The organism is Planctomycetia bacterium, assembly GCA_034440135.1.
In the GTDB taxonomy this organism is placed as follows: Bacteria; Planctomycetota; Planctomycetia; order Pirellulales; family JALHLM01; genus JALHLM01.
In genome coordinates this window covers 1-12,857 of sequence record JAWXBP010000480.1, presented here as the reverse complement: position 1 = coordinate 12,857, position 12,857 = coordinate 1, and the positions used below count along the sequence as shown (strand labels likewise).

At 62.0% G+C, this 12,857-nt stretch carries 10 protein-coding genes; 6 read left to right on the top strand and 4 right to left on the bottom strand.

The genetic code is table 11. The annotated features are described in order from the left end of the window. Positions 1-56 precede the first annotated feature (56 nt). The 5 genes from SGJ19_27460 to cysC all read left to right on the top strand — a co-directional run bounded on the left by SGJ19_27460 (position 57) and on the right by cysC (position 4,939). Complete coding sequence (locus tag SGJ19_27460) at positions 57-473, top strand: nuclear transport factor 2 family protein (protein ID MDZ4784003.1); 417 nt, start codon at positions 57-59, stop codon at positions 471-473. A gap of 70 nt (positions 474-543) precedes the next feature. Next, positions 544-1,725: an aldo/keto reductase gene (locus SGJ19_27455; GenBank protein MDZ4784002.1), complete on the top strand. Its 1,182-nt coding sequence runs from the start codon at positions 544-546 to the stop codon at positions 1,723-1,725. Positions 1,726-1,836: 111 nt separating this feature from the next. Beyond that, the gene (locus SGJ19_27450) at positions 1,837-3,465 is read left to right on the top strand and encodes a GMC family oxidoreductase N-terminal domain-containing protein (GenBank protein MDZ4784001.1); all 1,629 of its coding nucleotides are present in this window, start codon (positions 1,837-1,839) and stop codon (positions 3,463-3,465) included. A gap of 72 nt (positions 3,466-3,537) precedes the next feature. Then, positions 3,538-3,939 (top strand): VOC family protein, encoded by a 402-nt coding sequence (locus SGJ19_27445; GenBank protein ID MDZ4784000.1) that lies wholly within the window; start codon positions 3,538-3,540, stop codon positions 3,937-3,939. A 346-nt stretch (positions 3,940-4,285) separates the two neighbouring features. Further along, positions 4,286-4,939 carry an adenylyl-sulfate kinase gene (gene cysC / locus SGJ19_27440; GenBank protein ID MDZ4783999.1) on the top strand — a complete coding sequence of 218 codons (654 nt, stop codon included), beginning with the start codon at positions 4,286-4,288 and terminating at the stop codon, positions 4,937-4,939. 75 nt (positions 4,940-5,014) lie between these two features. On the opposite strand, the gene bioD is transcribed toward cysC, so the two are convergent. The 3 genes from bioD to SGJ19_27425 form a co-directional block, all read right to left on the bottom strand. Continuing rightward, positions 5,015-5,704, bottom strand: coding sequence for a dethiobiotin synthase (gene bioD / locus SGJ19_27435; GenBank protein ID MDZ4783998.1), 690 nt, complete (start codon positions 5,702-5,704; stop codon positions 5,015-5,017). A gap of 69 nt (positions 5,705-5,773) precedes the next feature. After that, positions 5,774-7,102 (bottom strand): DUF1501 domain-containing protein, encoded by a 1,329-nt coding sequence (locus SGJ19_27430; protein ID MDZ4783997.1) that lies wholly within the window; start codon positions 7,100-7,102, stop codon positions 5,774-5,776. Next, on the bottom strand, positions 7,090-8,739 hold the full coding sequence (locus tag SGJ19_27425; protein MDZ4783996.1) for a DUF1549 domain-containing protein: 1,650 nt from the start codon (positions 8,737-8,739) through the stop codon (positions 7,090-7,092). Before SGJ19_27425 ends, SGJ19_27430 begins: the two co-directional genes overlap by 13 nt. Positions 8,740-8,948: 209 nt before the next feature. Between SGJ19_27425 and SGJ19_27420 the strand changes: the two genes are divergently transcribed. After that, on the top strand, positions 8,949-10,142 hold the full coding sequence (locus SGJ19_27420) for a hypothetical protein (GenBank protein MDZ4783995.1): 1,194 nt from the start codon (positions 8,949-8,951) through the stop codon (positions 10,140-10,142). Positions 10,143-10,430: 288 nt separating this feature from the next. Here SGJ19_27420 and SGJ19_27415 read toward each other — a convergent pair whose 3' ends face one another. After that, positions 10,431-12,815 (bottom strand): PA14 domain-containing protein, encoded by a 2,385-nt coding sequence (locus SGJ19_27415; protein ID MDZ4783994.1) that lies wholly within the window; start codon positions 12,813-12,815, stop codon positions 10,431-10,433. Positions 12,816-12,857 lie beyond the last annotated feature (42 nt).

Sequence of the window (12,857 nt, the reverse complement as noted above, 5' to 3'; positions counted from 1 at the left end):
GAACACTTCAAACTAGAAATCAAAATCCCACCTTCCATCCTATAGGACCCCTCGCCATGCCCACCGCTACCGCTCCTTCCGTTCAGAACGTGCCGGATACCAAGCTTGGTCATTTGTACGAAGAGCACATTCGTCTGATCCTCGAGAAGGACATTGATGGGATCCTCGAGCAGTACACCGAAGACGCGGTGTTGATCAGCAGCTTCGAGAAACGCCCGCTGTACTTCCGCGGCCGCAACGAACTGCGCGAGCATTTCCAAGGCATCCTGGGCATCCAAGGCTTGGAAACGAAGATCGCTTTCTGGGCCGAAACGCAGAGCCCGGAAACGTTGATGATCGTCGAAGACATCACGATGGAGACCGCGGGCGGTCCGGCCAAGATGCGGTTCGCTGATAGCTGGGTGTTGCGGAACGGCAAGATCGCCATCCACTTCGCCGGCATGGTGCAGTATCCCGACGGCTCGTTGGCATAAGTCGCGTCCGCGCGGCCAGCGTGCCAAGGGTACTGACGATCCTTCCATTCCATCACAACGGAAAGAACCCATGAAATACAAACTTCTCGGCCGCAGCGGTCTGCGCGTCTCGGAACTGTGCCTCGGATGCGCCACGTTCGGTACGAACTGGGGCACGATCGGCTCCGACAAGCAGGAAAGCGGCCGCATCTTCGACGCTTTCGTCGAAGCCGGCGGCAATTACATCGACACCTCGAACAAGTATCAGGAAAGCCAGTCCGAGCAATTCCTGGGCACATTCATTCAGCACGATCGCGATCGCCTCGTGGTCGGCTCGAAGTATTCGCTGTTCGACGGCTTCGCCGACGGCAACGATCCGAACGGCTGCGGCAATCACCGCAAGAACATGCGGCGCTCGGTCGAAGGCAGCTTGAAGCGCCTCAACACCGACTACATCGACCTGCTCTGGATTCACATTTACGACTACACCACGCCGATCGACGAAATCCTCCGTGGGCTCGACGACCTGATTACGTCGGGCAAGATCCATTACGCCGGCGCGTCGAACTTCCCGTCGTGGTGGATTTCGAAGGCCAACACGATGGCGGATTTCCAGGGCAAGAACCCGTTCGTCGCCACGCAGTTGGAATACAGCATCGTCGAGCGTTCCTGCGAGCCGGAATTTCTGCCGATGGCGCACGAGATGGACATCGCCCTCGTGGCCTGGAGCGCACTCGCCGGCGGCATGGCGACTGGCAAGTACAACCGCAGCGGCTTCCAGCAAGATGAGCTCCGCCGCCTGGTCGATGAAGTTGATCCGGCGAAGAACCATTATTGGCACGCCATGACGGCGCGCAATCTGAAGATCATGGACGAAGTCGTGAAGATCGCCGACGAAATCGGTCGCCCCTGCGGCCAGGTTTCCCTCCGTTGGTTAATGCAACAGAAGGTCGTCACGATCCCGATCTTCTCCGCTCGCACCGCTGAGCAAGCCAAGGAAGACCTGGGCGCCTGCGACTTCACGTTGACCGACGATCAGATGCGCCGCCTGACCGAAGCCAGTATGCCGGCCATCGGTTCGATCATGCCGAACTCGGGCGCGTATCCGTACCCGATGCTCGAATACGGAAGCCCGGCCTTGCCCGAGTTCTACTCGCGCGGCCTGCTGTTCGGCAACGTGGAAGACAAGATCATCAACCACCGCCGGATCTACGGCTATCAGTACCACCGCAACCAAGCGGCGCCGAACGCTCCGCAGCCGGCGCTGGCGTAACGCCTGGGATTGTTCAAGTGATGAGTGATGAGTGCGGAGTGATGAGTATTCTCATCCTCCATTCATCACTCATCACTCCGCACTCATCACTTCCCGCCTCGGAGCCTCCCCATGCCCACTCCAAATTTCGACTACATCGTCATCGGCGCCGGTTCGGCCGGGTGCATTGTGGCGAATCGGTTGACCGAAAACGCTGACGTTAGCGTGCTGCTGCTGGAAGCAGGCGAGCGCGATACGAAGCCGGAGATTCATGATCCGCGCGGGTTTGTGAGTCTGATGGGCTCCAGCGTCGACTACGCATATCAATCCGAACCGGAACCGTACATGAACGGCCGGCGGATTATGCTCAATCGCGGCAAGACGCTCGGCGGCACGAGCGCCACGAACGCGATGATCTTCATCCGCGGGCATCGCCTCGACTTCGATCACTGGAATTACCTTGGCAACGAAGGCTGGGGCTACGACGAAGTCCTGCCGTACTTCAGGAAGTCCGAAGACAACGAAAACGGCGCCAACCCATTCCGCGGCGTCGGCGGTCCAGTCCGAATCACCAACTACACGACGTTCACCAAGCCGTCGCCGGCCGCCGAGGCGTTCGTCAACGCGGGCGTGGAACTTGGCTTCCGCGGCGGGCCGAAGTGGGACTTCAATATCGACGCCGCGGACGAATCGTGCGGCTACTACCAGTTCAATATCACGCGTGATGGCCAACGCTGCAGCACGGCGGTCGCGTACTTGAATCCGATTCTCAGTCGTCCGAACTTGACCGTTCGCACCGGCGCGCAAGTCTCGCGAATTGTCATCGAGAACGGCCGCGCGGTGGGTGTCGAAGTGCTGGTCGACGGCAAACCACAACTTATCCGCGCGTCGCGCGAAGTCGTCCTGAGCGCCGGCGCGTTCGATTCGCCGAAGCTGCTGATGCTCTCCGGCATCGGCGATTCCGCGGAATTGAAACGGCAAGGCATCGCCGTCACCGCTGATTTGCCGGGCGTGGGTCAGAATCTGCAAGATCACTTGCTGATGCCGAGTGTGTTCCGCTCGAAGGTCGATCAGCCCGTCCCGCCGCTGCTGGCCGAAAGCGGCATGCTGACCCGTACGCGACAGGGCCTCGGCGCTGCCGCGCCGGACTTGCAAATCAACTTCAACGCCACGATTCCGGCATTGCTGCCAAAGGATTGTCCTCATCGCGGCCCGAGCTTCACGTTCATCACGATTCTCGTTCGCCCACAGAGCATCGGGTACGTCAAGCTTCGCTCGACGAATCCGGCCGACGCGCCACTGATTCAAGAAAACTACTTGCAGTCCGAAGCCGACGTGCAAGTGCAATTGAAGGCGATCGGACTGTGCCGGGAACTGGTTCGCACCAAGGCCTTCGCCGGCATCTACGACGGCGAGGCATTGCCCGGCGCGGGACGGAGCGAATCGGACCTGCGCGAGTACGTCCGCTCGCACGCCTCGACGATCTGGCACCCGACCGGCACCTGCAAGATGGGCCGCGATCGGATGGCGGTCGTCGACCCGCAACTGCGCGTGCACGGCGTCGAAGGCCTGCGCGTCGTCGATGGCTCGATCATGCCGAGCATCGTGAGTGCGAATCCCAACGCCGCGATCATCATGATCGGCGAAAAAGCCGCCGACCTGATCCGCGGCGCCTCGAAACCCCAAGTCGCCCGAGCCACGTCCTTCGACGCCGCCCTCCCATGGCGCGCAGCGAACGGCACGCCGGTCACGGTTGCTTAGTCAAACCAATTTGAACCGCGACTCTGCGCCTCCGCGGCAAAGGATCGCCTAATCACATTCTGGAGCCCGTCCATGCTCAAGTTCTCTCACCTGGCCGTCAACTGCCGCGACATGGCAGCGATTGAAAAGTTCTACACCGATCACTTCGGCTTTCGCCGCGCGCGAGTGATTGATCTGGGCGATGACCAGATTGTTTTCCTGCGCAACGGCGACGCGTATCTCGAACTTTTCCGTGCGAAGGGCGAAGGACCCGCGCCGGCGGACAAGGACGGCCCGACCTACGCCGGTTTCCGGCACATCGCGTTTCAAGTCGACGACGTTGATAAGACGCTGGCGGCAATGGGCGCCGCCGCGGTGATCAGCCACGGTCCGTTTAGCTTCAACGACTTCATCCCCGGCTGGCGCACCGTCTGGGTCAAAGACCCGGAAGGCAACGTGGTGGAAATCAGCCAAGGCTTTCGGGACGCGGAGTAAATCCGAGGTTGCCCGCGAAACACGCGAAAGGACGCGAAAGATAAGGAATAGAGTGTGTGAGGTCCACGGAACACACGGAAAGGGCAGGGGTGAAAGTGGGTGCAACTGGCCGTCCGCGTGTTTAGTCGACCCCCTCACGATTGTTTCAATTCCTCGCAACTCACACTTTCCGTTTCCGTGTTCTTCCGTGTATTCCGTGGACCACATTCCGGCCCTCCTTTTCGCGTCCTTTCGCGTGTTTCGCGGGCAAACCTGAGTGCCGCCGCCCCTTGGCGGGCTCTTAGCTGGCGGTTATGATTCGGGGTTTCACACGTTCCCACCGCATTTCCCCGGGGTCTGGCGAAAGATGAGCGAGCAAGTTCAGGTGCATTGGCACGAGAGCAGCGTTTCCCGCGCCGAGCGCGAGCAATTGAATGGCAACAAGGGTTGCGTAGTTTGGTTCACCGGACTGAGCGCCTGTGGCAAAAGCACCGTCGCGAACCTGGTCGATCACAAGCTCCATGCCCTCGGTTGCCACAGCTTTGTGCTGGACGGCGATAACGTCCGCCACGGCCTGAACGCCAGCCCGGCCATTTTGAAGGGCCGTCACGACGAGGACTTTGCCAAGCGCTTCGGCCTCGGCTTCTCGGCCCAGGACCGCGAGGAAAACATCCGCCGCATCGGCGCCGTCGCCCAGCTCTTCTCGGAAGCCGGCCTGATCACGCTCACGGCGTTCATCAGCCCCTACCGCAAGGACCGCGATGCCGCTCGAGCCCTGTTGAAGGACGGCGACTTCGTCGAAATCTTCGTCGACGCCCCGCTGGAAGTCTGCGAAGCCCGCGACCCGAAGGGGCTCTACAAGAAAGCCCGCGCGGGCGAGCTCAAAGGCTTCACCGGCATCGACGACCCGTACGAAGCTCCGCTCAAGGCCGAGCTTCGCCTCGACGCCGGCGCCAAGACCGCCGATCAACTCGCTGACGAAGTCATCGCGTACTTGCGCACTTCGGGCAAGATCAAGTAGGAAGTCAGAACCCAGCACGCGTCGACGTGAACGATCGAGTCGGAAGCGTGAGCGCGCTTCCGGCTCAAATTCGTACTATGGAACGCCGCCCGCTAGTTTCCACCAATCGACCGGCGATTCGAATCCAGTCGCGTCCCAAGCCGCTTCCGCCAATACCGGCGACACTGCGCGAAGTGCGATCTCGGTGCGGTTGCTGGCGCGACTCGGATCTGACGGCAAGTTGGGACGAGTGTCATTCAACACAATCCCGGCCACCGGCAAGCCATCTCCAAACGCGGCGGCCGCGATCAGGGTTTGCAGGACGTGATTGATCACGCCGATACGGTTCGCGGCCACGACAACCAAAGGAAGGCCAAAGTCGGCGGCCAGGTCGGCGACATATTCTTCGTCGCCCAGCGGCGACATCAAGCCGCCAGCGCCTTCCACGATGACGATGTCCGAACGCTCGCGCCAATAGTCAAGTCCGGATCGCATGAGATCGGCGTCCAACGACTTGTCTTCCGCTCGCGCCGCTAAGTGTGGCGCAAGCGGCGCGGCGAATCGCTGTGGGCAGACGTGTTTCATTTCGCCGGGTCGACCGGCGGCTTCCCACAGTGCTTCGGCGTCCGTTGAGACGAGCTGACCATCCCGAACGACGCACCCGCTAGCCACCGGTTTGTAGACGCCCACGCGCCGGCCTTTAGCGACCAGCGTCCGCGCGATCAATGCCGCGACGTAGGTCTTCCCGACGTCGGTGTCGGTTCCGGTGATGAACAGTCCAGGCACGTTAGCACTCTCTCGTGAAGCGTTAGCCGAGATTGTAACGCGTCCCCAGTCCCGTGCGCGGGCCCCACGCTAGGCGAGCAACTCTCGAATGATTTCCCCTTCCGCAAGTTTCAGCGGACGGCCGATCGGCGTGATGACTTCCTTCGCCGGGTCGATGCCAAGTGCGTGCAGGAGCGTGGCATGCAGGTCTGGAAAAGACTTCGGGTTCGGCGTTTCGCGGCCGCCGTCGGGATCGGTTTCGCCGAGCACCACGCCGGCGCGAATTCCGCCGCCGGCCAGGGCGACAGTAAAATTGTGCGGCCAATGATCGCGCCCGCCGAGCGGGTTAATGTCGGGCGAGCGTCCGAACTCGCCGCCGCAGACGACGATGGTATTCTCCAGCAGCCCACGTTCGCGCAGATCGCTGATTAAGCCCGCGAACGCCGGATCGAGCGCGGCGTTGAGATTCTTATGGACCTCGTGATTATTGATGTGCGAATCCCAGCCACCGAGCGTGACCTCGACGCAGCGCACGCCGACTTCAATCAACCGCCGCGCCGCCAGACAGCCGCGACCGAACGATGAATCACCATACATCCCCCGCACGTTCTCAGGCTCTTGCGAGATGTCAAAGGCCTTCAATTGCGCGGACGTCATCATGATCCGAGCGTTCTCGATCGTTTCGCGATGCAACGTCCCTTCGGCGGCGCGGCGACGCCCACGCGCAAAGGCGCGCTCCACGACGCTCAAGTCTTCGGCCAATCGCCGCCGCTGTCGGGCATCGTCCACGCGTGCCGTAAGATCTTCGAGCTTGGCTTGGGGATCGTGAATCTTAAAGGCGTCGTATTCACCCCCCAGGTAGCCGCCGCGCGCGGGCCAGTTATCGGGCAAGATGGAAATGTGTCGTGGAATGTCGGTCGCCGTCTTGGCGATCGCCGACTTGGCCGGCAGTTCGTGGCAACACACCGCCCCGATCGACGGATGCACTACCGTGGGATCGGGCCGATAACCCGTCTTCGCCAGGTACACGCCGCGTTCGTGGTCGCCTTCTTTGCTGCGCATCGAACGGATGAGTGAAATCGATCCCAGCTCTTCCGCCACGCGCGGCAATCCTTCCGCGAGTTGCACACCCTTAAGCGCCGTGTCGACGGCTTTGGTACCGCCGGCGATTTTCTTGCCGGCATGCGGATCGAACGTTTCCAGTTGACTGGGACCACCCCCGAGCCACAGCAGTATCACCGATTGCGCCGGCTCGCGCGATGATTTGGCCTCCGCTTCCGCGGCCAGCAATTGCGCGACGGGCGTGAGCCAACTCGCCGCGCCGAGGCCGGCCGCCATGCCGAGCAGTTGGCGGCGATTTAATGCCGGCGAGTACCGTCCGCAGCTACTCAACGGCGACGCGTGGTTCAATGATTCCATGAGAATTCGGTGCTGTTGAGCAACGTCCAATAGAGGTCTTCGACACGCCGCGCGCGATCGTCTCCATGCGAGTCGCGCAGTCGGGCGATAAAATGGTCGGCTTCTTCCCGGGTGGGCCGGCGCGTCAACACGGCCAGATACGCGCCTTCCACCGCGCTTTGGTCATCGGGCGCGAGCCAGGCGAGTTGCGTAGCGGCGTTGGCGAGCGGATTCTGTTCGATCTTGCCATGCACCAGATCGCCGTTCATCATCAGCAGCCGCTGCGGGATGGTGCCGGACTGCGGTTCGAATTCATCTTCGCCGGCGTCTCCGTACCGCGTGATGAAATCGTTGGTCTCGCCGTAGTGCGTGAGCTGGACGAGGATATGTGAATCATCATCCACCGTGGAAAGCCGCGCCGCCTGCCACACCGCGCCAATCACTTGTTCCGGCCGCAAGCGCGTGAGCGGGAATGCCGCGAAAGTTTGTTCCTGGCGTTCGCTGGCGCCTTCGTCGTCCGCGGCGCTGTCACGCGCGAACGACTCGCTTAGCACAATCGCGCCGATCAATCGCCGTAGATCATATCCATGTGCGGAAAAGTCATCGGCCAAGACATCGAGCGCGGCGGGCACGTCATCCAGCGGGATGTCATCGACCGGCTCGACCAACGCGCGGCCATATAGCAGCGCCCAGATGCGATTCACCGTCGCGCGGGCGAACGCCTTGTTTTCTGGATGCGTCACCCAGGCGGCCAAACGCGCGCGGCGATGTTCGGGTGCGCTCGGGAGTAACTCCGGCTGAAACGGCGCCGCGGGGGCGATGACGTGTTTCTCGCCGGTAGCGTAATCCTCCGCTTCGAGTTCACCGCTCCCTTCGCGAATGCCTTGAAATGGTTTCGATTCGCCGCGAAAGAGCGCGTTCTCGGTCTGCGCGAAAAAGGCCGCGAGGCCTTGAAAATCCCGTTGCTTCCAGGCGGCGAACGGATGGTCGTGACATTCGGCACAATCAAGACGAATGCCCAGAAACGCCCGCGTCACGCGGCCAGCAAGCGCGTTGACGTTGGGCTTGTTGTTTTCATCGTCCGGGTTGATCGTGGCGGTGATGAAGTTCGCCGCCGGGCGATCGGTCCAGACCCCGTCGGTGGCGATCAGATCGCGCACGAGCTGGTCGTAGGGTCGATTAGCGTACAACTCATCCGCCAGCCAAATGCGAAAGCGCCGCCGCCGAAACAACAGAAACGGCCCGTCCACCACGCCCACGTAGGCCCGGGTGAAGCGCTCGGCGAGATAATCCGCGGAGCGCCTGTCGGCCAGCAGGTGCGAGGTCCACCAGGCCAGGCGGCCCTCGCCGGGGTAGGCCTCGAACTTGCGGATCTCCTCCAGGGATGGAATCGTACCCGTGAGCGCCAGCGAAATGCGCCGGGCGATCGCCAGATCCTCCGCGCGAGGCGCCGGTGCGACGCCAGCCGTTTGCCAGGACTGGCGCAATGCGGCATTGAGACCTTCGACCGTGGCCTGCACTTCACTGGGCGTAAAGTGAACGGCGGGAAGCTGTTCCGGCCGACCCGGTCGGTAACCTGGGCGCACGACATAGGCCATGCCCCCCAGGCCGGTGAGGACCACCGTCGCGAACAGTAGGTTTTTCGCCCAAAGACCCATTCGGACAACTTCCTAAGTGGGGTTCCTTCGCAGCCCTCCCATTAAGTGTACCAGGCGCTGCCGCGGTAGGGTTTCAAGCACTTCGAATTGAATGCTATCGGGCGGTTCCCGAAAAAATGCCAAGAGCTTGGCGAATTCGAGCGAATTCCCGGGTATAAGCTGGGGATCCGCTCCACGATTTGGTCGGACGCACAGGGAAGCAACGGCAAATGAGTCCTCTGGTGGCAGCCGAAACGGACGAAGTCGTCGACGCAATCGTACTGAATTCGATTGCGGATGCGCCGATCGTGCGCGCCGTGCTGGTCGACGAACGCTGGTGGCCGCGACGACTCTTGAGCGGGCTACGTTCGGTGATGGAATGGTTCTTCGGGTGCTCGGCTTTGATCTTGGGGCTGGCCATCTTGGCGACCATCCCCGTGCTGCAATTTCTCAGCCTTGGCTATTTGCTGGAAGCCAGCGGCCGCATCGCGCGCACCGGACGGATGAGGGATGGCTTTGTCGGCGTTCGGAAGGCGGCGCGATTGGGCGGATTTGCTCTCGGCGTTTGGCTCTGTCTCTGGCCGTTGCGAGCGCTGTCGCTGCTGTTGACCGACGCCCGGATCATTGATCCTGAGAGCTCCACGAGTCGCACGTTGGCGCTTGTGTTGGCGGGGAGCACGCTGCTCGCGACCTGCCACATCGCCAGCGTGGCCTGGCGCGGCGGGCGGCTGCGATCGTTTCTTTGGCCGGCGCCGATTCGCCTGGTGCGAAGTCTTTTCAGCCGCGACGCCATCGCCGCAGCTCGCGACGACCTGGCCCGTTTCGTCGTCGGGTTGCGACTGCCGTACTACTTCTGGCTCGGCCTGCGCGGCTTTGTCGGCGGCTGGCTATGGTTGCTGTTGCCGGTCACGATGCTGGCGATGTCGCAGCAAGCGCCGGTGCTGGGTTTCTTGGGCGGCGTGTTGCTGACGTTCATGATCCTCTATGTGTTGCTCGCACAAACGCACTTCGCAGCCGAGAATCGCTTCGCCGCGATGTTTGAATTCCGAGCCATGCGGCGGATGTTCGCTCGCGCGCCGGTAGCGTTTCTGTTGTCGCTCGTGGCGGCACTGGTGTTTGCGACGCCGCTGTACTTGTTCAAAATCGAGATCACGCCGCGAGAAGCCGCCTGGCTTCCGAGCCTGTTCTTCATTGTCTTCGCGTGGCCCGCCCGCATTCTCGCCGGCTGGGCGTATGCGCGCGGGAAAAAGCGTGAACGCCCCCGATTTTTCTTCGTGCGCTGGGGCGCTCGGGCGCTCATGCTGCCCGTTGCGGCGCTGTTTGCGTTCATCACCTTCATGACGCAATTCACGTCCTGGTACGGCGTCTGGAGTCTGTACGAACAGCACGCCTTTCTCGTCCCAGCGCCATTCTTAGGCTACTGAAGCAAGAGTCACCGCGAAACACGCGAAAAGACGCGAAAGTCTGGCAGAGCAATCGCGCTTTGACGACTCTCGCACGATCAGCTATTGAGCGCCCAATCGCCTCGCCTCGCTCGCCCCCTTGGGCTTTCCAACCCTTTTTTTCGCGCTATTTCGTGCCTCTCGCGGTTAACTCTTCTGTATCGCGCAAAAAAACAACCGCCGGGAGCGAGCTCCCGGCGGTTGCAGTTTCTTTCAGGCGAGGCGCTTGGCCTCGCTTGATGATTGTTACTCACACACGTTCACAACTACCTACTTGCGGAACCGACGAGCGGCCAGCAAGCCGACGAGTCCGAGGCCGACGAGCACCATGCTCGACGGTTCCGGCACCGCGTGCGCACCCGGCGAACCAGCGCCGAAGTTGTTGCGAACGTTGTTCAGGTCGGTGATATCGACGTCATTGTCGCCATCGGTGTCGCCCAACCCGGCGCCCGCAAAGTTATTGCGGACGTTGTTGAGGTCGGTGATATCGACGTCGCCGTCGCCGTCCGTGTCACCCACTTGGCCCGGATCAAAGATCCCATCGCCGAATTGGATGGCGCCGGCGATTTCGCGCGGCCCGACCACCTTGCCGCCCGTAGGATTCAACAACTCGAACAAGTCGGTGCTGAAGCCCGGAGCGCGACCCGGCGCGACGAACAGTTCGGCGTGCGCGCCGGCGCCCCGTTCGAACATCGTATACTCGATGTCGTACTCGCCCGGTTCGAGATGCGTCCAGGCAGCGCTCAAGCTGCTGCCGGTCAAAATATCCGCGGTCAGCGCGTTCCCCAGGGGAGTCGCGACGCCGGCAGCGTCTGTGACGATGCCAGGTCCGAACGCGGCCGTGAACTGAGCGCCTTCCAGAATGATCTGGGCGCCGTCGTCACTATCGAAGCCGAACGTGTAATCGCCGGCCGTCGTGATCACGACCGTGTTCTTCGCCTGGAAGACGAAGTCGTTGTCGTCGAAACCAAGGCCGTCGTCAGTCAAGAAGTCGGCGTCGCCCGCGAACCGTGCCGCGTTGCGAGCAGCAAAGTTGAACGGATCCGAATGGTTGATCGTGTCGGACAATGCGCTGTCCACCACGTCGTCACCATCGCCGGCGGGCAACAAGGCCTTGGCCTTGGCAAGCGTGTCGATCACAATCGATCCATCCGGCTGGGCCAGCACTTCCGTGATCTGGAACTGACCGCCCGTCTTCGGCGTGGTGCCGCCGGCATAGCTGACCGAAGTCGGATCACCGCCGACGAGGCGGAAGTCCAACGGGCTGAACGCGGTGAAGGCGCCCTTCGCGGCGATCAATTCGGCCGACGCACCGCCGCCGTTTTCATTCATCACGTACTCGAACTCGTACTCGCCCGGGGCGAGATTGACGACGCCAAGCGTGTGATCGTGCCCACGATCGCCGGCAAACAACAACGAGCCGTGCGGGCTGACTGCGCCGTTCGTCGCACTGCTGAAGGTCTTGTCGTAGATCCACAACTCACCGCTATCGTCCGTGGCCACGTCGAAGGTGTAATCTCCGCCTTCTTCGATGACCAGGTAGCCGTGAGCCCGCAGGGCGAAGTTATTGATGTCGCCACCGGCCAAGGCGCCTTCAGTCACCAACGGGAAGTCGACGTCACCGCCGAAGAAGCTTCCGCCAGCGCCGCCGCTCAACCCGTTGAAGTTGATCGTCGCATGCTGGGTGTTGGTTTCCACTGTGCCGCCGTCGAGCAACAGATTCACCGCACCGTTGTTGCCGGAGACACCCGTCGCACCGTTGTGAACGTTGCGAACGGACACGAAGCCGTTGCCACCCGTTCCGCCCGGCGTCTTGAGGGGCGTCGTGCTCAGGGTCGGTGCCTTGTTGGCGGCGGGAATGGTGATCGGCGTCGCTGAGCGGTTCTCGTACTCGTACAAGTACGCCCGAGTCCCGTTGTCCTCGATCCCGTCGCCGTCGCCGATGTCGTTCCAGAGGCCGTTCGTCAGCAACTCCGTGGCATCCTCGCCGGTCCCGGCGGTGACCCCTAAACCCGTCGCATAGTCGTTCGGCTCGCCGCCGCCATTCCAAGCCTGGAAATCGTACGGTTCGTCGTTCGACCACTGCCAGCCGATGCCATCATTGACAGCCGCGCCAGGTTGCCCCGCGAAACCAGAGTTCTTTTCCGCGGCGCAATTGCCAGCCGGGCAGCCGTTTTCGAGGTTCAGCGTCGGATCCGAGCCGGTGGCAGGACGCGTGCGAGATTCGCCGCCACCGTACCGTTCATCGTCCGTGAGGCCGATCAGCACATTTGCGCCGATCAGCTGCAGCTGCTGGACGACGAATGCGTGTTCCTGCGCCGCCAAGGCACCGGAAAAGGCACCCATGTGGGCCACCTTGGCCGTACCGGAAACCGGTTCGGTCACCGCGCCCGCGCCGTCAATCGCCGGAACCTGTGCCATTGCGGCGCCGGTGTCGAAGGACACGGGTGCGGCAAGCTCAACCGTGTAACGGCCGACGCGTCCACCCGGCGTGTAGTCCCGCACGCCGGCCCCCCGGACTTCGTACAAGTTGTACGTTCCCCCAACGCCGTACGGGCCGGTGAAAAACAACCGGCCTTGTGCAAGCGCATCGCTACTGGCGCCAAACGAGAGCGCCAGCGCCGCAGCGCATGAGATCCACGATCTCTTCCTCATGATGTTCTCCCAGATACTTTTGATGAGACGATCCCCTCCCAG